This is a genomic window from Streptomyces sp. NPDC001231 (assembly GCF_042896885.1).
GTDB lineage: Bacteria > Actinomycetota > Actinomycetes > Streptomycetales > Streptomycetaceae > Streptomyces.
Genome location: NZ_JBIAXS010000022.1, coordinates 50226 through 69955, shown reverse-complemented (window position 1 = coordinate 69955; position 19730 = coordinate 50226). Strand labels below are relative to the sequence as shown.

General features: G+C 72.6%; 11 protein-coding genes and 1 tRNA gene. 1 reads left to right on the top strand and 11 read right to left on the bottom strand.

The window, feature by feature from the left end; translation table 11 throughout:
- Window positions 1-57 precede the first annotated feature (57 nt).
- Complete coding sequence (locus ACFY3J_RS25440; RefSeq protein ID WP_384174907.1) at window positions 58-951, bottom strand: glycosyltransferase family 2 protein; 894 nt, start codon at window positions 949-951, stop codon at window positions 58-60.
- 295 nt (window positions 952-1246) lie between these two features.
- Here ACFY3J_RS25440 and ACFY3J_RS25435 point away from each other — a divergent pair, with 295 nt between their 5' ends.
- Window positions 1247-2893, top strand: coding sequence for an adenosine deaminase (locus ACFY3J_RS25435; protein WP_390841828.1), 1647 nt, complete (start codon window positions 1247-1249; stop codon window positions 2891-2893).
- A gap of 110 nt (window positions 2894-3003) precedes the next feature.
- On the opposite strand, the gene ACFY3J_RS25430 is transcribed toward ACFY3J_RS25435, so the two are convergent.
- The 10 genes from ACFY3J_RS25430 to ACFY3J_RS25385 all read right to left on the bottom strand — a co-directional run bounded on the left by ACFY3J_RS25430 (window position 3004) and on the right by ACFY3J_RS25385 (window position 19708).
- On the bottom strand, window positions 3004-4173 hold the full coding sequence (locus ACFY3J_RS25430) for a hypothetical protein (RefSeq protein ID WP_390841804.1): 1170 nt from the start codon (window positions 4171-4173) through the stop codon (window positions 3004-3006).
- Window positions 4174-4338: 165 nt separating this feature from the next.
- A complete protein-coding gene (locus tag ACFY3J_RS25425; protein ID WP_390841803.1) occupies window positions 4339-6657 on the bottom strand; it encodes a SpoIIE family protein phosphatase in 2319 nt (772 codons plus the stop codon).
- 410 nt (window positions 6658-7067) lie between these two features.
- Window positions 7068-7141, bottom strand: a tRNA-Thr gene (locus tag ACFY3J_RS25420).
- A 117-nt stretch (window positions 7142-7258) separates the two neighbouring features.
- A complete protein-coding gene (locus ACFY3J_RS25415) occupies window positions 7259-8878 on the bottom strand; it encodes an alpha/beta hydrolase (protein WP_390841802.1) in 1620 nt (539 codons plus the stop codon).
- Window positions 8879-9021: 143 nt separating this feature from the next.
- Complete coding sequence (locus tag ACFY3J_RS25410) at window positions 9022-10227, bottom strand: DNA polymerase III subunit delta' (RefSeq protein ID WP_384174899.1); 1206 nt, start codon at window positions 10225-10227, stop codon at window positions 9022-9024.
- A gap of 152 nt (window positions 10228-10379) precedes the next feature.
- Complete coding sequence (gene tmk, locus ACFY3J_RS25405; protein ID WP_390841801.1) at window positions 10380-13715, bottom strand: dTMP kinase; 3336 nt, start codon at window positions 13713-13715, stop codon at window positions 10380-10382.
- A gap of 124 nt (window positions 13716-13839) precedes the next feature.
- Complete coding sequence (gene topA / locus ACFY3J_RS25400) at window positions 13840-16674, bottom strand: type I DNA topoisomerase (protein WP_384174895.1); 2835 nt, start codon at window positions 16672-16674, stop codon at window positions 13840-13842.
- A 248-nt stretch (window positions 16675-16922) separates the two neighbouring features.
- Window positions 16923-17120, bottom strand: coding sequence for a hypothetical protein (locus ACFY3J_RS25395; RefSeq protein ID WP_384174893.1), 198 nt, complete (start codon window positions 17118-17120; stop codon window positions 16923-16925).
- Window positions 17121-17445: 325 nt separating this feature from the next.
- The gene (locus ACFY3J_RS25390) at window positions 17446-18999 is read right to left on the bottom strand and encodes a methyltransferase (protein WP_384174891.1); all 1554 of its coding nucleotides are present in this window, start codon (window positions 18997-18999) and stop codon (window positions 17446-17448) included.
- Between the two features lie 91 nt (window positions 19000-19090).
- Window positions 19091-19708 (bottom strand): small secreted protein, encoded by a 618-nt coding sequence (locus ACFY3J_RS25385; protein ID WP_384174890.1) that lies wholly within the window; start codon window positions 19706-19708, stop codon window positions 19091-19093.
- Window positions 19709-19730 lie beyond the last annotated feature (22 nt).

Genomic DNA, 19730 nt, shown 5'->3' with positions numbered 1-19730 from the left:
CCCGGCCCTCGCACGCACCGGACCTCACGCGGCCCCCGCCGGCCGTGATCCGGCGGGTCAGACGACCGGCGGCCGCCCGAGCCTGGTCAGCCGCCACACGGTCCGCCAGCGCATGGGCCGCCGCTCCCCCGCGGACTCGCGCAGCCCCTCCACGAACCCGCCGAACCAGGCCCGCAGCCCGGCGAGCGAACGGGTCCGCGCCAGGGTGAGCAGCGTCCACACGCCGAGGTGCACCGGGACGAGCGGGAGCGGCAGCCGCCGCCGGACCAGCCAGACCCGGTTGCGGGCGGTGACCCGGTAGTAGATCGCGTGCCGGGCGGGCGAGGTCTTCGGGTGCCGCAGGAGCAGCTCGGGCGCGTAGAGGATCTTCCAGCCGGCGTCGGCGGCACGCCAGGCCAGGTCGGTCTCCTCGTGCGCGAAGAAGAACTCCGCGGGCCAGTCCCCGGTCTGCTCCAGCATCGTCATCCGCAGGGCGTGCCCGCCGCCGAGGAACCCGGTGACGTACCCGCCCCGCATCGGGTCCGACCCGCCGATGCGCGGCACGTGCCGCTGCTGGGTCTCGCCGCGCTCGTCGGCGATGCGGAAGCCGACGATGCCGAGGCGCGGGTCGGCGGCGTACAGATCCCGCACCCGGCGCAGCACGTCGGCATCGACCAGGAGCCCGTCGTCGTCCAGCTCCACGACCACGTCCACGTCCCCGAACTCCCGCAGCCGGGCCAGGGCGGCATTGCGCCCGCCGGGACAGCCGAGGTTCTCGTCGAGATCGACCGCCGTGACCTCGCCGGGCAGGGACAGCCGGCGGGCGAACTCGGGCAGCCGGCACCCGTTGCCGACGATCACGATGCGCGCGGGCGCGAGATCCTGCTTGGCCACGGACTCCAGCAGGGCGTCGACCTCGGCAGGCCGGTTGCCCATGGTCACCACCGCGACAGCGATCCTCGGCTCCACCACGGCCCTCATCCCATCCGACGACAACGGCGCCCGCACGGCGCCCCTCGTTCACCAGGATGTCGCGCGGGCGGCGCCGGTTGCTCTGACGCCACCTCACTTTGCGTCCTCTTACCCCCGCCTCACCGCAACCCTCCTGGAACCGGCACGAAAACCGCACCCCACGCCGTGAGTCCGTCAGCCTCCCGGGTGATGTCCACGAAATTCCGTGCGGTCACCCGGTCGGGTACTGTCCGGCGAAAGATGTCCGGGAGAACCGGTTAAGCCGCGTTTGTTCCCCGATCATGCCCGAGTGAGCATGCAACTCCGAAGTGCCGCACGCCGCCGGGCCGTTCCGGCCGCCGTGGGCTCCCTCCTCGCCCTGTCCCTCCTGACGGCCCCATCCGCCGACGCGCAGCCCGCCGGCGCGCAACAGACCGTCGACGCGCAACAGACCGGCGGCGGGCTCCCGTCGCGTGCCGTGCCGCAGTCCAGGCCGATGACGGTCGCGGAGGCCCGTACGGACGCCTACCTGAGATCGCTGCGCTCCCGGCCCGTGCCGCTGCGCGGGTTCTTCGTGAGCCTGCCCAAGGGCGGGGACCTGCACAACCACCTCTCCGGCGCGGTGTCCACGGAGTACCTGATCGAACTGGCCGCCGAGGACGGGCTGTGCGTCGAGACCGCGACGCTGACCGCCGTCGCGCCGCCGTGCGGGCCCGGCACCCGCCCCGCGGCGGACGCCCGGACCGACCATGCCTTCCGCAACGCGCTGGTCCGCGCGTGGTCCATGGAGGACTTCCCGCCCGGCGGCAACGGCCACGACCACTTCTTCGACACCTTCGGGAAGTTCGGCGAGGTGACCTGGCGGCACCGGGGCAAGCTGCTCGCCCAGGTCGCCGACCGCGTCGCGGGCCAGAACCAGTTCTATCTGGAGACCATGGTCACCCCGGCCTCCGACGGCGCGAAGCAGCTGGCCGCCGAGGTCGGCTGGGACAGCGATCTCGGCGCGCTGCACCGCAAGTTGGTGGCCGGCGGCAAACTGGACAAGCTGGTCGCCGAGGCCCGCAAGGAGGCCGACGACGGCGACGCCGAGTTCCGCGCGACCGAGCGCTGTGGCACCCGCAGGGCCCGGCCCGGCTGCCGGCTCACCGTCCGCTGGGTCTCCCAGGCCTCCCGGGGCAGCGTCCCCGAGCGGGTCTTCACCCAACTCGCCCTGGGCATGCGGCTGGCCGAGCGCGACCCGCGTTTCGTCGCGGTCAACCTCGTCCAGCCGGAGGACGACGATGTCGCGCTGCGCGACTACAGCCTCCAGATGCACATGGTCCGCTATCTGCGCGGCCAGTACCCGAAGGCCCATGTCACCCTGCACGCGGGCGAGTTGTGGCCCGGGCTGGTCAAGCCCAAGGACCTGAGGTTCCACATCAAGGAGGCCGTCGACGTCGCCCGCACCGAGCGCGTCGGGCACGGCGTCGACCTCGTCCACGAGGACGACTGGCGGAGCACGGCCCGCACCATGGCCGCCCGCCAGGTCGCCGTCGAAGTGCCCTTCACCAGCAACGCCCAGATCCTCGGGGTGAAGGGCGCCGACCACCCGTTCACCACGTATCGCCGCTACGGCGTCCCCATCGTGCTGGCCACCGACGACCCCGGCGTGTCCCGGATCAACATCAGCCACGAGTACCAGTACGCCGCCACGACCTACGGCCTTTCCTACGCCGAGCTGAAGGACCTCGCGCGCGCCTCGCTCCAGTACGCCTTCCTGCCCGGTGCGAGCCTGTGGCAGGGCAATCCCACCACCGCGGGCTACCGGGTCGTGCCGGCCTGCCGCGGTGAGCGTCCCGGCCTGCCCGTACGGACCCCGGCCTGTCAGCGCCTGCTGTCCCGCAGCCCCAAGGCGGACCTCGAGTGGCGCCAGGAGGCGGCCTTCGCCGTCTTCGAGCGCACACACGCCCGCGCGATGCGCTGAACACCCTCCGCGCCCTCTCCCATGTGTGCACGAGGGCATTCCCACTCCACGGGGGCACTCCGCGGCGCAAGTCCCGGCGTGCCCCCGTGCCCCGTCGTCCGCAGGCCCTCTCAGGGGTGGGCGGGGCTCTCGGCGGAGGGTGCGGCTTCGGGGACGTCGTCGGCACGGCCGACCACGGTCAGCCGCAGCGTCATGGCGGCCACGACTCCCGCCACCGGACCGCAGGTCAGTGCGGCGGGAACGCCGTCCCCAAGGCCCGCGGACAGATACGTCAGCCCCCAGCGCAGGCCCGCCCCGTCCGTCGCCATCCGCAGCAACTGGCTCGCCAGCAGTCCGAGGACGGTCGCGCACACCGCGCCGACCGCCATCGCCGGGACGGTGGCCCGGGTCAGCAGCACGGGCAGCCACCGCAGCCCCCACCACACCACCACGAGCACCAGTACGTCGGGAAGCCGGTGCAGGAACCAGTCGCCGAACGGCGCGCCCGCCGGGCCCGCCCAGCCGCCGAGCAGCAGCCACTGGCGCAGCAGCTCACCCGGCTCGGCGAACAGCCCACCGACCGGGTCGATCCTCTGGATGGCGGCTGCCACCGACTGGTACGAGAGAACGACCAGGGACAGCGCGATGATCGCGGTCCCGGCGGTGGCGGCAACGCGGGCGGCGCGCGCCGGGACGGCCTGCCGCGGCAGCGGACCGGCCCCCTTCGCGGTGATCCGGGCCGCGAACACCGTCCCCACCGCCGCGACCAGCGCGGTCACCACCAGGATCTGCCGTCCGGACGAGATCGTGCCCGCCAACTGGGGCAGGAAGCGGTAACTGCCGCGCCCCTGCGAGGCGATCATCCACGGCGCGGAGACGGTCACCGCCAGGGTTCCCGCAACCAGGCCCCAGGCCCACACCGCGAGCAGCGCGGCGGGCAGCCGGCCGTGCACCGGCGGCAACCTGCGGACCAGGTGCAGCGCGCCGGGCACGAAGAAGGCGAACACCGCGCCGAAACGGATCTGCATCGCGGTGTGGTGGAGCACCAGGTAGCGCGCTCCGTCCGGGTCGGGCGTGCCGTTGACCCAGTCGGACGCCTCGGCACCGAACCGCACGACGTTCTGAGGGTCGTACGACCAGGGGATGAGCCAGTGTTCGAGCTCGGCGGCGGTCCGGCCGCCGATCGCGTCGGCGGTGCCCGCCAGGTGCAGCGCCTGCACGCTCGCCCCCGCCCACCACAGCAACGCCGTGATCAGCAGACCCCCGACCAGCGCCGGTATCGCCGCGCGCCGATACGTCATGACCGTCCCCCGCCCTTGTCCGCGCGTTCCGCGCATGCCACAGCCGGGCGGTGAGACTACGGCTCCCCGATCACATACGGATCACGGCGGGCGGCCCGACCGGGCGTGCGCCGACACCCCCGGAACCCGGAGGACGACGCGAAAGGCCGGGTTACCAAGGCCGGGTTACTGCTGTGCGTCGGGCGGCAGCAGGTCGTCCAAAGGCAGGCCCTCCGCGAGCAGACCCTCCATGGGCAGGCCTTCCACCGGCAGGCCTTCCACGGGCAGGGCCTGCTCGCACCAGATGGTCTTGCCGTCACGGGCGTGGCGGGTGCCCCAGCGCTGGGTGAGCCGGGCGACCAGCATCAGGCCGCGTCCGCCCTCGTCGAAGATGCGGGCCTGGTGCAGATGCGGGGCGGTGCTGCTGGCGTCGGAGACCTCGCAGATGATCGTCCGGTCGTAGATGAGCCGCATCTGTATGGGGGGCTGGCCGTACCGGATGGCGTTGGTGACCAGCTCGCTCACCACCAGCTCGGTCACGAAGCCGATCTCCTCCAGACCCCAGGCCGCCAGCAGGCGGGCGGTCCGAGCGCGGATCCGGGCCACTTCGGCCGGTTCCGCGGCGATGTCCCAGGTGACCACCCGCGTCTCGTCCAGGCCGTGCGGCCGGACCAGCAGCAGTGCCGCGTCGTCGGCCGGGGGCTCGGGCAGCAGCGTCTTGACCACGTGGTCGCACAGCGCTTCCAGCGAGTCGCACGGCTCGGTCAGCGCCTCGCGCAGTTCTTCCAGCCCCGCTTCCAGGTCGCGCTGCCGGGATTCGACCAGGCCGTCGGTGTAGAAGGCGAGCAGACTGCCCTCCGTCACCTCCGTCTCCACCGTCTCGAACGGCACGCCGCCGACACCGAGCGGCGGCCCGGAGGGCAGGTCGAGGAAGTCGGCGCTGCCGTCCGGGGCCACGATGACGGGCGCCGGATGGCCGGCACCGGCCAGGGAGCAACGCCCGGCCACCGGGTCGTACACCGCGTACAGGCAGGTGGTTCCGACGTCTACTGCGCCTCCGCGGGTCGGGTCGGCACCGTCGTAGGCGCCCGACTCCGCGGACTGCCGGCTCACCAGGTCGTCCAACCGGGTGAGCAGCTCCTCCGGGGTGGGATCGACGTCGGCGAGGGTGCGCACGGCCGTACGCAGCCTGCCCATGGCCGCGGCGGCGTGGATGCCGTGGCCGACCACGTCCCCCACCACCAGCGCGACCCGGGCACCGGAGAGCCCGATCACGTCGAACCAGTCGCCGCCGACCCCGGCGCGGGGTGCGGCGGGCAGATATCGGGAGGCGGCAGACACCGCCGAGAGCTCGGGCAGCTGCTGCGGCAGCAGACTGCTCTGCAGGGTGCGAGCGATCTCGTACTGGTTCTCCAGCGCCGCGGCCTTCTCGATGCTCGCCGAGGCAAGCTGGGAGAGCTGGACGAGGATCGCCTCGTCGTCGGCCGTGAAGTCGCAGCCGTCCTTCTTGTCCGAGAGCTGGATCAGCCCCAGGTTGCGACCGTCGGTGGCGATCAGCGGGACGGCCAGCCAACCGCGCATCGGCGGATGAACGGCGGCGTAGGAGCCGAAGCCCCGCCAGGCCGGGTGGGCCTCCAGCTCGTCCTGGGTCATCCGCATCGGCCGGTTGTCCTTGCACACCAGGACATAGATCCCCTCTCCGACCGGGGGCGCGTCGAAGAAGCGGTACTCGCCGTACTTGTCCGACAGGGAGACCGCGTTGATCGCCTGGGCCCAGCGGAGGTTCGTGGTCATGCTGGTGACCGACTGGTGCGTGCCCACCAGCCACCTGGCCTCCTCGGTGACCGTCTGGAGGGCGTATTCCAGTGACGGCGCGGCATTGATCCGCAGACTGGCCCGGGCCAGGTCCTGCAACTGCTGGGACCGTCTGTGCTCGACCACGGCGGCGGCCGCGGCCTGCTCGTAGAGCCGCCCGCGTTCGGCCGCGTCCAGCCGCAACCGGATCTCGCTCATCACCGAGGCGCCCAGTTGCTCCAGGGCGCGCCGCTGCTCCGTGTCCCACACCCGCGGCCTGGTGTCGATCACGTACAGCGCGCCGATCGACAGCTCCTCCAGCAGCAGCGGCACGCCCAGGTACGCGCGCATGCCGGTGGCGGCGACCGCGGGGTCGGACCGGTGCGCGGCGTCGTTCCGGACGTCGTCGATGACCAGCGGCCGGCCGGACACCACCACCTCGGAGCAGAAGCCCCAGTCGACTCGCTCCTGCTCCCCGTACCGCGGTACGGCTCTGCCGACCCCGCCCCGGATGAACTGCCGGTCCGCCCCGGCCAGACTGATCAGGGCCATTCGGGTGTCCAGCAGCCGTACGGCCAGGCATACGGACCGGGCGAAGGCGTCCGTAGTCTGGTCGACCGCGCGGACGGCGTCCACCGCGGCCAGCCGTGAGGGCTCGCGCAGCACCGCGGCAGGGTTCGGCGGGTTGCCCGCCTTACCGAGCTCGGCCATGACCCCTCCGCGCCTGCTGTGTGAGTACGCACCCCGCTCGGACCCGTGGTCCGAGACCTTGGCCCGGAACCGCCAGGCCGCGCGAAGATCTCGCGTGCGCCCTCGTGGCTTCCACCGAGGCCTGGACGTTCCGACCGGGGAGTCACCCTTGCCTGATTCCAAAAGTACGCCTGCCCGTCGCGGCGGCGAACTCGGCCGGGGACCACGGAACGACAAACGACCAGCTGAGAGAGCTTCCCGCTGGTCCTTCCGGTGGAACCGCTTACGGGATTCGAACCCGGGACTTACGCACGACGAGAGTCACACCGTGAGCGTGACACTCACCGCCCGCCGCCTCCACGCGCTTCCGGAGCCCACGGCCGAACGACGAAAGACCAGCCAGGAGCGTTCCTGGCTGGTCTTTCCAAGGGAGCCGCTTTCGGGATTCGAACCCGAGACCTACGCATTACGAGTGCGTTGCTCTGGCCATCTGAGCTAAAGCGGCGCGCTGCCGCATCATGGTGCGATCGGCAACGTCGGTAAGTCTACACAGTTTCCGGGGGTGCTTGGCACACGCCCCGGGGCGCCCCTGGGGGCGGGGCGCCGGGGTGCGGCGCGGTGGTTACGAGCAGCGCTTTCCGTTCGCCGGAGGGGTGCCCTGGAGGAGATAGGTGTTGATCGCGGAGTCGATGCAGCGGCTGCCGCGGCGGTAGGCGGTGTGGCCGTCGCCGTCGTAGGTCAGCAGGCGTGCCGAAAAGAGCTGGCGGGCCAGGGACTGGGCCCAGCGGTAGGGGGTCGCCGGGTCGCGGGTGGTGCCGACGACCACGATGGGGGCCGCGCCCTTGGCCTCGATGCGGTGGGGCCGACCGGTGGGCTGCACCGGCCAGTACGCGCAGTTCAGCGTGTTCCAGGCGAGGCCGCGGCCGAAGACCGGGGAGGCCTTCTCGAAGGCGGGGAGGAATTCCTCCACCTGCTCGGGGGCGGTGAAGGGCGCCGGCAGATCCAGGCAGTTCACGGCGGCGTTGGCGTACATCAGGTTGCTGTAGTGGCCGCCGGAGTCGCGTTCGTAGTAGCTGTCGGAGAGGGCCAGGAGGGCGGAGCCGTCGTTCTGCTTCATCGCCGACGCCAGCGCCGAGCGCAGTTGTGGCCAGGCCGCCTGGTCGTACATCGCCGCGATCACCCCGATGGTGGCGAGGGACTCGCCGAGACGGCGGCCCCCGGCGTCACCGGTGGGGATCGACCGGGCGTCGAGTTTGCGGAAGAAGGCGGCGAGCTGGTCGCCGACCTGCTTCGGCGTCGCGCCGCGGCCGCCGAGCGGGCAGTCGCTCTGCTGCACGCAGTCCTTCGCGAACGACTGGAAGGCCTTCTCGAAGCCCGCCGTCTGGTCCAGGTTCATCTGGCGCGCCGACAGCGAGGGGTCCATCGCCCCGTCCAGGACCAGGCGGCCGACGCGGTCCGGGAACAGGCCGGCGTACGTGGCCCCGAGGAACGTCCCGTACGAGGCGCCGACGTAGTTCAGCTTTCCGTCGCCCAGCACCGCGCGCAGGATGTCCATGTCGCGTGCCACCTCCGCCGTGGAGACGTGCCGCAGCAGGCGGGCGGCGCGCGCGCCGCAGCCCTCCGCGAACTTGCGGTACGCGGCGACGAGCGCGTCGGTCTCCTTGCTGTCGTCGGGCGTGAAGTCGGTCTGCGTGTACCTGTCCATGTCCCGGTCGTCGAGACACTGCACGGACTCGCTGCGGGAGACCCCGCGCGGGTCCATCGCGACCAGGTCGTAGCGGGCGCTGATCTCGGCCGGGTACCCGGCACCGGCGTAGTGCTGGAGATAGGCGACGGCAGAGCCGCCCGGTCCGCCCGGGTTCAGCAGGAGTGAGCCGAGCCGCTTGCCAGGGCCTGCCGCCTTCTTGCGGGCCACGGCCAGCTGCACGTCGCCGGCGCCGGGCCGGTCGTAGTCGAGCGGCGCCTTGACCGTCGTGCACTCGAAGCCGGGCACCCCGCAGCTGCGCCAGGCCGGCTTCTGCTCGTAGTACGGCGACAGGATGGGGGGCGTGGCCCGCGGCAGGGCGGCCAGCGCCGCGTCCGCGGCGGGCTCGGTCCGTCGCTGCGTGGTGCCGGGGGAGCAGGCCGAGACCAGCAGGGCGGCGGCCGCCAGGAGGGTGCCGCCCGCGCGGGCCGCGCGGAGCGGGGTTCGGGGCCGGGGGCCTCTGCTGCTGTTCGGACGAAGGGCGCGCCTGATGTGCATCCAGCGAGCGTAACTCTCCGCGATCGGATGAGTGCGTTACGTGCGAGGCGTTCCCCGTACGAGTGACGCCGTCGAGACCAGTGGCCTCGGCGGTCCAGGCGTTCTCGGCGTACTCGGCGTATGCGGTGTACTCCGTGTTGCCGTCAGCCCGCCCTCAGGGCCATCGTCATCGCCTCCACCGCCAGGAGCGGGGCCACGTTGCGGTCGAGGGCGTCGCGGCAGGCGGCGATCGCCTCTATGCGGCGCAGGGTGGACTCGGGCGAGCCGCCGCGGGCGAGGCGCTCCAGGGTGTCCTCGACGTCCGCGTTGGCGATGGCCACGCGAGAGCCGAGCTGGAGGGCCAGGACGTCCCGGTAGAGGCCGGTCAGGTCGGTCAGGGCGATGTCGAGGCTGTCGCGCTGGGTGCGGGTGCGGCGGCGCTTCTGCTTGTCCTCCAGGTCCTTCATCACGCCCGCCGTGCCACGGGGCAGCCGGCCGCCCTGGACCGCGCCCAGCGCCGCCTTCAGCTCCTCGGCCTCCTTGGCGTCCATCTCCTCCGCGAGTGCCTTGGCGTCGTCCGCCGCCGCGTCGACCAGTTCCTGGGCCGCCCTGAGGCAGCCGCCTATCTCGTCCACGCGCAGCGGGAGCTTCAGGACGGAGGTGCGGCGTTCGCGTGCGGCCGGGTCGGTGGCCAGGCGGCGGGCCCGGTCGATGTGGCCCTGGGTGGCGCGGGCCGCGGCGGCGGCGACGGCGGGGTCGACGCCCTCCCGGCGTACGAGCATGTCGGCGACGGCGTCCACCGACGGCGTACGCAGGTTCACGTGGCGGCAGCGGGAGCGGATCGTGGGCAGGACATCCTCGACCGAGGGGGCGCACAGCAGCCAGACCGTGCGCGGGGCGGGTTCCTCGACGGCCTTCAGCACGGCGTTGGCGGACTTCTCGTTCAGCCGCTCGGCGTCCTCGACGAGGATCACCTGCCAGCGGCCGTTCGCCGGGGCGGTGAACGACTTGCGCACGGTGTCCCGCATGTCGTCGGCGAGGATCTGCGTACCCACGGCGGCGACCGTGTTGACGTCGGCGTGGGTGCCGACGAGCGCCGTGTGGCAGCCGTCGCAGAATCCGCAGCCGGGGACGCCGCCGAGGGCGCGGTCGGGGCTCACGCACTGGAGGGCGGCTGCGAAGGCACGCGCCGTCTGCGTGATCCCCGCGCCGGGCGGCCCCGTGAACAGCCACGCGTGCGTCATCTTCGACGCCTCCGGGGGCGGCGCGTCCGTGGCGGCCGCGGTGACCAGGGCGTCGGCGTCCCGGGCAGCGGCGCTCAGCTGTTCGCTGACCTTCTCCTGCCCGACGAGGTCGTCCCACACGCTCATGGGTCACGCCGCCCTTTCGTCATGGTTCGTGGTGCGGGATCCATTGTGCGGGGCACCACTGACAACACGGCGGGCGGCCTCACGCGCATCGGCAGGCGCACCGCCGCCCCGATCGATCGCCCGCTCGCCCCGATCGGTGCCCGTACGACGGCTCAGCGCCGCCGACCCCGCCCGCGGCCGCCGTCGCCGTCGTCGGACCCCTTGCCGTCCTCGCGCGGGCCCAGCAGCTCGTCCGCCAGGGTCGGCAGATCGTCGAGCGGCGTCTCCTCGGCCCAGTCCGGCCGTGGCCGCCGCCGGGCGACCGACTCGGCGTCGACCTGGGGCAGCTCCCGCGTACGGTCGTCGCCCTGGTCGGGCCGCGCGGCCGGCGACCGCTCGCCCCGCTCGTCCCGGAAGAACCCGGGCGGAACCCGGTCCGTGGGGTCCTCCCCGCGCACCGGAGGCAGGACCGCCGTCTCGTCCGCGGCGCCCGGCGTGAAAGACGGCAGTACGGCGGTCTCGTCCGCGGCACCCGGCGGGACGGGCGGCAGTACGGCCGTCTCGTCGGCGGCCCCCGGCGGAACCACGGGCTTCGGCAGCTTCGCGGTCACCTCGGACTCGGACTCGCCCGCCGTCCGCAGCCACGACTCCGCCGACCCGCGCGACGTCCCCCGGGAGTCCTCGCCCGAGCCCCGGCCCGCCCTCTGGGCCGAGTGGTCCGGGCCCTCGCCCGACGGCTTGCCACTCCCCCGCTCGTCCCGCACCGGCGGCAGCATCGCCGTCTCGCCGGCGGGCCCACCCGACGCGTTCGTCGGCGTCACCAGCGGCGTCGGCACGGTCACCTCCTCCGGCGGCACCGCCGCGGCCGTCGGCTCGATGGACCGGCGCGGACCCGCCTGCGCGGTGGCCGTGGCCTGCTCCGCCGCCCGCCGGGCCTCCTCCGCCCGCAGCAGGGCCTCCTCGGCCTTGCGCTGCTTCTCCAGCCGCCGCGCCTCGGCCTCGGCGCGCAGCCGCTCCTCCTCCTCGGCCTGCCGGCGCCGCTGCTCCTCCTCGGCCTTGCGGCGCGCCTCGGCCTCCGCCCGTGCCCGCTCCTCCGCGAGCAGCCGGGCCTGTTCCTCCTCGGCCTTGCGCCGGGCCTCCTCGGCGCGCTGCCGGGCCTCCTCGGCCTGCCGCTCGGCCTCGCGCCGCTGCGCTTCCTCCAGCTCGCGCCGCTTGCGCTCCTCCTCCTCGGCGCGCAGCCGCGCCAGCTGCTCCTGGCGCTCGCGCTCCAGGCGCTCCTCCTCGGCCTTGCGCCGGGCCTGCTCCTCCGCCTTGCGGCGCGCCTCCTCCTCGGCCTTCTTCCGCGCTTCCTCCTGCGCCTTCAGCTCGGCCTCGGACAGCGGCAGCATCTGGTCGAGCCGGTGCCGGACGACCGTGGTCACCGCCTCGGGCTCCTGCCCGGCGTCCACCACGAGGTAACGGCCCGGGTCGGCGGCGGCCAGCGCGAGGAAACCGGACCGCACGCGCGCGTGGAACTCGGCCGGCTCCGACTCCAGACGGTCGGGAGCCTCCGTGAACCGTTCACGGGCGGTCTCCGGCGAGACGTCCAGCAGGACCGTCAGATGCGGCACAAGACCGTTCGTCGCCCAGCGGGAGATCCGCGCGATCTCCGTCGGGGACAGGTCGCGCCCCGCGCCCTGGTAGGCGACGGAGGAGTCGATGTACCGGTCGGTGATCACGACGGCGCCCCGCTTCAGCGCGGGCCGTACGACCGTGTCGACGTGCTCCGCGCGGTCGGCGGCGTACAGCAGCGCCTCCGCACGGTGGGACAGGCCCTGCGAGGACACGTCCAGCAGGATCGAGCGCAGCCGCTTGCCCACGGGAGTGGCGCCCGGCTCGCGGGTGAGGACGACCTCGTGGCCCTTGGACCTGATCCAGTCGGCGAGCGCCTCGGCCTGCGTGGACTTGCCGGCGCCGTCACCGCCTTCCAGGGCGATGAAGAATCCGGACTCCGCGGGGGCCGTCACCGGGTCGTCGCCGCCCCGCAGGGCGTCGACGAGGTCCTGTCGCAGCGGTACGCCGGAGCGGTCGTCGACCTTGGCGAGGACCAGCGCGGCCACCGGCAGGAGCAGCGCGCCGACCAGCATCAGCGTGAACGCGGCGCCGCCGTGCGCGAATACGAACCGGCCGTCCTCGAGGCGGTGCGGGCCGATCCCGGCCGCGACCACGGGGGCGAGCACGGCACCGAGCGCCACGAAGACCCGTACCACCGCGTGCAGGTGCTCGGCCATGCGCGGCTTGCGGTAGTCCTCGGCCTCCTGGTCGAGCAGCGTGTGCCCGGTGTTGGCCGCGGCGCCCGCGCTCACTCCGGCCAGCGCGAGGATCAGCAGGACCGTGGTGACGTCGGGGACCAGCCCGGCGGCGAGCAGGGCGACGCCGGTGAGCGCGATCGTCAGGGCCAGCAGCCGCCGCCGCGACAGGGAGACCAGCGCCTTCGGCGCCGTGCGGATGCCGACGGCGACCCCGCCGGTCAGGGCGAGCACCGCCAGCCCGTACAGCACCGGGCCGCCGCCCAGGTCCGTGGCGTGCAGCACGCAGACGGCGACCGCGGCGGCGATCGCCCCGGCGACGGACGCGCAGGCGAGCACGAGCAGCGGAACGGCACCCGTGCGGCCCTTGTCGACGCCGGAACCCGTCTTCGGGCGGCGCAGCCCCTCCAGCGGCGAGCGCGGGCGCGGGGTGCGGGTGCCGGGCAGTTCCAGGTAGGTCAGCACGGACAGGGACGCGGCGAACAGGCCGGCCGCGACGTACGCGCCGAGGGCCGCCTGGTGCTGGTCGAACCAGGCGACGCCGGTGCCCAGGAGGTTGTTGAGCAGGGAGGCGGCGACCAGGGCGGCGGCCGCCAGCGGGACCGCCAGGAAAGTGGTCCGCAGCGACAGGCGGCGCAGGGCGTCCATGTGGTCCGGCAGCGGGCGCACCGTGGCGCCCTCCGGGGGCGGGGCGGGCAGCAGCGCGGGGGCCGCGCCCTCCCGGCACACGCTCCAGAAGCGCTCGGCGACCCCGGTCACGAAGACGGTGACCAGGAGGAAGGCCAGGGCGTCGTCCGGCGTCCAGTCGATCCACAGGGGCGCGACGATCAGCAGGGCGGCGCGCAGACCGTCGGCGCCGACCATGGTCCAGCGCCGGTCGAGCGGTCCCTCCTGGGAGGTGAGCGAGGTGAGGGGTCCGAGGAGGACCGCGCCGAAGAGCAGCGTCGCCAGGATGCGCGCTCCGAAGACCGTCGCCACTGCGAAGGCCACGCCCCGGTAGCCACCGCCGAAGGGACCCGCGGCGACCGCCGCCTGGAGGGCGAGGACGACCAGGACCAGGAGCGCGAGGGTGTCCCCGACGCCTCCCACCAGTTGGGCGCTCCACAGCCGCCGAAGCTGCGGCCGGCGCAGCAGGGCACGGACGGCGCGCTCGCGGGAATCGGCCATGAGTGCGTCGTCGGGTGCGGAGGTGTGGGCCGTTGGCTGCTCGGCTCGCGTCATGCGTTCAGCCTATCGGGACCCACCGACAGCTTGGAGTGACCGTCCGGAGGTGCGCACGCCCCGACACCAAAGTGATGCCGGGGCGTGCCTTTCGCAAAGGAGCCGCGAGGGATCCGCCGCGCGATCAGTCCTCCGCCGCCTTGGCGGCCGTCGCCTTCGCGGTGGTCTTCTTCGCGGTGGTCTTCTTGGCAGCCGTCTTCTTGGCGGTGGTCGTCTTCTTCGCCGCGGTCTTCTTCGCGGCCGTGGACGCCGTCTTCTTCGCCGTCGTCTTCTTGGCGGCGGCCTTCTTCGCGGTCTTCTTGGCCGGGGCCTTGGCGCGCTTCTCCGCGAGGAGCTCGAAACCGCGTTCCGGGGTGATCGCCTCGACGCTGTCGCCGGAGCGCAGGGTCGCGTTGGTCTCGCCGTCGGTGACGTACGGGCCGAAGCGGCCGTCCTTCACCACGACCGGCTTGCCGCTGACCGGGTCCTCGCCGAGCTCCTTCAGCGGCGGCTTGGCGGCCGCGCGGCCCCGCTGCTTGGGCTGGGCGTAGATCGCCTGCGCCTCCTCCAGCGTGATCGTGAAGAGCTGGTCCTCGGACTGGAGCGAGCGCGAGTCCGTGCCCTTCTTCAGGTACGGGCCGTAGCGGCCGTTCTGCGCGGTGATCTCCTGGCCGTCGGCGTCGGCACCGACGACGCGCGGCAGCGACATGAGCTTCAGGGCGTCGTCCAGGGTGACGGTGTCCAGGGACATCGACTTGAACAGCGAGGCCGTACGGGGCTTGACCGCGTTCTTGCCGGTCTTCGGGGTGCCCTCGGGGAGCACCTCGGTGACGTACGGGCCGTAGCGGCCGTCCTTGGCGACGATCGTGTGGCCGGTGGCCGGGTCGGTGCCCAGCTCGAAGTCGCCGCTCGGCCTGGCGAGCAGTTCCTCGGCGAACTCGACGGACAGCTCGTCCGGGGCCAGGTCGGCCGGGACGTCGGCGCGCTGGTGGGTGTCGGTCTCCTTCTCACCGCGCTCGATGTACGGGCCGTAGCGGCCGACCCGCAGCACGATGTCGTTGCCCACGGGGAACGACGACACCTCGCGCGCGTCGATCGCGCCCAGGTCGGTCACCAGCTCCTTGAGCCCGCCGAGGTGGTCCCCGTCGCCGTTGCCGGCCTCGGCGGCGCCGCCGTGGCCGGTGCCCTCGCCGAAGTAGAAGCGCTTCAGCCACGGCACGGCCTTCGCCTCGCCGCGCGCGATGCGGTCGAGGTCGTCCTCCATCTTGGCGGTGAAGTCGTAGTCGACGAGCCGCCCGAAGTGCTTCTCCAGGAGGTTGACCACGGCGAAGGACAGGAAGGACGGCACCAGGGCCGTGCCCTTCTTGAAGACGTAGCCGCGGTCGAGGATGGTGCCGATGATCGACGCGTACGTCGACGGGCGGCCGATCTCCCGCTCCTCCAGCTCCTTGACCAGGCTGGCCTCGGTGTAGCGGGCCGGGGGCTTGGTGGCGTGGCCGTCGACCGTGATCTCCTCGGCCGTGAGCGCGTCGCCCTCGCCGACCTGGGGCAGCCGGCGCTCGCGGTCGTCGAGCTCGGCGTTGGGGTCGTCGGCGCCCTCGACGTACGCCTTGAGGAAGCCGTGGAAGGTGATCGTCTTGCCGGACGCGCTGAACTCGACGTCCCGGCCGTCGGCCGCGGCGCCGCCGATCCGCACGGTCACGCTGTTCCCGGTCGCGTCCTTCATCTGGGAGGCGACCGTCCGCTTCCAGATCAGCTCGTAGAGCTTGAACTGGTCGCCGGTCAGGCCGGTCTCGGCGGGCGTGCGGAAACGATCACCCGAAGGACGGATCGCCTCGTGCGCCTCCTGCGCGTTCTTGACCTTCCCGGCGTACGTACGGGGCTGCGGCGGCAGGTAGTCGGCGCCGTACAGGTGGGTGACCTGGGCGCGGGCGGCGGCGATCGCCGTGTCGCTCAGGGTCGTGGAGTCCGTACGCATGTACGTGATGTAGCCGTTCTCGTACAGCTTCTGCGCGATCTGCATCGTCGCCTTGGCGCCGAAGCCGAGCTTGCGGCTGGCCTCCTGCTGGAGCGTCGTCGTACGGAACGGCGCGTACGGCGAGCGGCGGTACGGCTTGGACTCGACGGACCGGACGGAGAAGCGGGTGTCCTCCAGGGCGGCGGCCAGGGCGCGGGCGGTGGCCTCGTCGAGGTGAAGGGTGTTCGGGCTCTTGAGCTGTCCCAGGGAGTCGAAGTCGCGGCCCTGCGCGACCCGCCTGCCGTCGACGGTCTGCAGCCGGGCGACCAGCGACGACGGGTCGCTCGCGTCACCCGCCCGACCGGTGGCGAAGGTGCCGGTCAGGTCCCAGTACTCGGCGGAACGGAACGCCATGCGCTCGCGCTCCCGCTCGACCACGAGCCGTGTCGCGACGGACTGGACCCGGCCCGCCGAGAGCCGTGGCATGACCTTCTTCCACAGCACGGGCGAGACCTCGTAGCCGTAGAGGCGGTCGAGGATGCGCCGGGTCTCCTGGGCGTCGACCAGCCGCTGGTTGAGCTGGCGCGGGTTGGCGACCGCCTCCCGGATGGCGTCCTTGGTGATCTCGTGGAAGACCATCCGCTTGACCGGGATCTTCGGCTTGAGCACCTCCTGGAGGTGCCAGGCGATGGCCTCGCCCTCGCGGTCCTCATCGGTGGCGAGGAAGAGCTCGTCGGAGTCCTTCAGCAGATCCTTGAGCTTCTTGACCTGGGCCTTCTTGTCCGCGTTGACGACATAGATCGGCTGGAAGTCGTGTTCCACGTCCACACCGAGGCGGCGGACCTCGCCGGTGTACTTCTCGGGTACCTCCGCGGCACCGTTGGGAAGGTCGCGGATGTGCCCGACGCTCGCCTCGACGATGTAGCCGGGGCCGAGGTAGCCCTTGATCGTCTTCGCCTTGGCAGGCGACTCGACGATGACGAGTCGGCGGCCGCCCTGTGCGGTCTCGCTGGTCGGGGACAACTTCGCTCTTCTCTCCGGTCGACGCTTGGGCCTCCCCAGGCCTTGATTTCCCGGGGGTCGGGTGGTGGTGACGCTGCGGAGTGTGACGGTACATCCCGCCCCCGTGTCAAACGGGAAAAGCCCGCAACGGCCACTCGAACGGTAACCCGACTACCCCCCTTCCTGCCGCCCGGAGTGCTCACCAGGCCGTTCGGGCTGATGCGGAAGGTGATTTCTCAGTTACGGAGACCGGACAGGAGCGGCGGCCGTCACAGGCGCCCGAAGCACCACACGCCGACGGTCAGGGCGGTCACTGCGGCCAGGGTCGCGACGGTCGCCGACGCGGTGCGGGGCAGTCCGTGGGCGACGGGTTCCCGGTGCCGGACCCGGACCGCCGTCCACACCAGCAAGGCCGCTCCGAACAGGGAGAACACCGTTCCCGCGAAGATCGCCGGCCCGCTCTCCATGTACGTCCCCTCCCGCCCCCGGATGCCCCGGTACGGGAGGCTGACACCCGCGGGCGACGACGACGCCAACCCGCGGTGAACAGGAGTCGACCCTCTCCCGGGGCGGCGCTCCGACCGCCTCCGCGAAGTGATGGGAATCAAGCTCTCCACTTTTTTCCCGCGTTTTTCAGGCTCGGCCCCGGGCAAAGATCGAAAAGCTTGTCCGAGCACCATCGAAACGGCCCACACGCCCCGAGAACGACGAGAACTCGCCGCCGTCCCGGCAGTCCCTGTGGGCCCGGTGAGCACTCAGGGGCGCCCAGGCCTCATCGGTCGCATGAACCGGTCACTGAGCCGGTTCCTCCACCGATTTCTGCGCCGGTTCGATGAAGCCCTGCTCCACCAGCAGGCGGATCTGGGCCGGAGTGCGGTCGCGCAGGAGGAGCGGGTTCTCGCCCATCAGCTGGGCGATGGCGTCCAGGATGCGGCCGGCGCTCAGTGTGCCGTCGCAGACACCGGCGAAGCCGGCGCCCACCGTGTCCACCGTGGTGGCCCGGCGCATCCCCCGGTTCTGGCGCAGCACGACGTGCTCGGGGTCCTCGGCGCCGGGGAGCCCGACCTGCTCCTGGACCACCTCGCGCACGAGCCGGAAGTGGCCGTCGAGCAGGGCCGCGTCGTCGTGGTCCCGCAGATAGTCGACGCGGGCGAAGTGCGCCCGGACGGTGTCGCCGAGCGGCTGCTCCACCGGGTGCGGCCACTCCTCCACGGTGATCGAGGGCGTCGTGGAGCGCGTCCTGCGCAGCGTGATCCAGCCGAAGCCCACGGCCCTGACCTTGCGCGCCTCGAACTCCTCCAGCCAGGCGTCGTACCGCGTCTGGTACTCCGCGGCGTCACCGCGGTGGTCGCCCGCGTCCCTCAGCCACAGCTCGGCGTACTGCGTGACGTCCTGCACCTCGCGCTGCACGATCCACGCGTCGCACCCGCGGGGCACCCATGACCTGAGCCTGTCCTGCCAGTCCTCCCCCTCGACGTGCTGCCAGTTGGCGAGGAACTGCGCGAACCCGCCCTCGTTCAGCCGCTCCCCCGCCTGCTGAACGAGCGTGCGGCACAGATCGTCCCCGCTCATCCCGCCGTCGCGGTACGTCAGCCGGGCGCCCGGGGAGATCACGAAGGGCGGGTTCGACACGATCAGGTCGAACCGCTCGTCGTCGTGGACCGGCTCGAACAGCGAGCCCTGACGCAGATCGGCCGCCCGCGCGCCGGACAGCGCGAGCGTCAGGGCGGTGATGTGCAGCGCGCGCGGGTTGACGTCGGTCGCGGTCACGCGCGTGGCGTGGCGGCCGGCGTGCAGCGCCTGGATGCCGGAGCCGGTTCCGAGGTCGAGCGCGGAGCCGACCGGCGTGCGGACCGTGATGCCGGCCAGGGTCGTGGAGGCACCGCCGACCCCGAGGACGACGCCCTCGTCGCGGCTGCCGATCCCGCCCGCGCCACCGACCGCGCAGCCCAGGTCGGAGACGATGAACCAGTCCTCGCCGTCGAGTCCGCCGTACGGCCGGACGTCCACGGTCGCGGCGACCTCGTCCGCGCCGGCGCGGACCAGCCAGCCGGTCTCCAGGCACGCCTCGACGGGCAGGGCGCCCGCCACGCGCGCGTACGGCACCGGCTGCTGGAGCAGGAACAGCCGGACCAGCAGTTCCAGCGGCGTGTCGCCGCGCGTGGCCCGGAGCGCGGGCACGGTCTCGGCGCGCGCCAGCGCCGCGTACGCGGGCGCGCCGAGCAGCTCCAGCAGTCCGTCGGCGGTGAAGGAGGCGCCTAGCAGGGCATCCCGGAGCCGGGCGGCGACGTCCGGTCGGTCGGAGGCGGGCAGTGCGGGCAGGCTGGTGTCACTCACGCCCCCCATTGTGTCGGCTCACTCCGACAGCGCACGCGCGCGTGTGCTTGCGTGTGTCTGCGCGCGTGACTGCGTGTGTCTGTGCGCGTCTGTGCGTGCGTCAGCCGCTGGTCGCCGGGGACGAGGCCGAGGTGGACGGCGTGGCGGAGGCGGACTTGCAGCTCGGCTGCTGGGCCATCGCCCGGCCGACGTCGCCCTCCTCGAGGTTCTTCAGCGCGTCGTTCCCGGTCCGGCTCAGCTTGTCCAGCCGGGTGGCGATGTCCTTGAGGCCGTCCGCGAACTTGGCCTGGTCCTTGGTGTCGAGCTTGTCCACCTGCTGCTTCAGCGAGGTGTACGAGGCCGCCAGACCGTTGAGCTCCTTGACCGCGTCCTGCTGCTTCTTCCGGCCGTTGTCGACCTCGGGTGCGCCGGCGTTGTTCACGGCCTGGCCGATGGCCTTGTAGGCGTCGGCCATGTCCTGGAAGGCCTGCGCGTCGGTCTTCTGGACCTGGGCCGGCTCGCTGTTGTCCGAAGTCTCCTTCTGGATGGCGACGTTGGCTGCCTCGATCTTCTTCGCCTGCGGCTGCACCGCGTCGCACACCTGCTTGGCCCAGGTGTTCAGCGCGTCGTTCTTGCTGTCGGCAGCGCTACTGGTGCAGCCCGTCAGTGCCAGTACGAGTACCGCACCGCCGGACAGCGCGGCCGCGAGCTTCTTGTTCACCGGTTTGGTCCCTTCCATGGCTCTCGGCCCCGGAACATAC

Bases quoted from the DNA above. Each gene is read 5' to 3' on its own strand.
- ACFY3J_RS25385 (WP_384174890.1), bottom strand. From the start codon at position 19,708: ATGGAAGGGACCAAACCGGTGAACAAGAAGCTCGCGGCCGCGCTGTCC.
- ACFY3J_RS25435 (WP_390841828.1), top strand. From the start codon at position 1,247: ATGCAACTCCGAAGTGCCGCACGCCGCCGGGCCGTTCCGGCCGCCGTG.
- tmk (WP_390841801.1), bottom strand. From the start codon at position 13,715: ATGACGCGAGCCGAGCAGCCAACGGCCCACACCTCCGCACCCGACGAC.
- ACFY3J_RS25430 (WP_390841804.1), bottom strand. From the start codon at position 4,173: ATGACGTATCGGCGCGCGGCGATACCGGCGCTGGTCGGGGGTCTGCTG.
- ACFY3J_RS25415 (WP_390841802.1), bottom strand. From the start codon at position 8,878: ATGCACATCAGGCGCGCCCTTCGTCCGAACAGCAGCAGAGGCCCCCGG.
- ACFY3J_RS25395 (WP_384174893.1), bottom strand. From the start codon at position 17,120: ATGGAGAGCGGGCCGGCGATCTTCGCGGGAACGGTGTTCTCCCTGTTC.
- ACFY3J_RS25425 (WP_390841803.1), bottom strand. From the start codon at position 6,657: ATGGCCGAGCTCGGTAAGGCGGGCAACCCGCCGAACCCTGCCGCGGTG.
- ACFY3J_RS25390 (WP_384174891.1), bottom strand. From the start codon at position 18,999: ATGGGGGGCGTGAGTGACACCAGCCTGCCCGCACTGCCCGCCTCCGAC.
- ACFY3J_RS25410 (WP_384174899.1), bottom strand. From the start codon at position 10,227: ATGAGCGTGTGGGACGACCTCGTCGGGCAGGAGAAGGTCAGCGAACAG.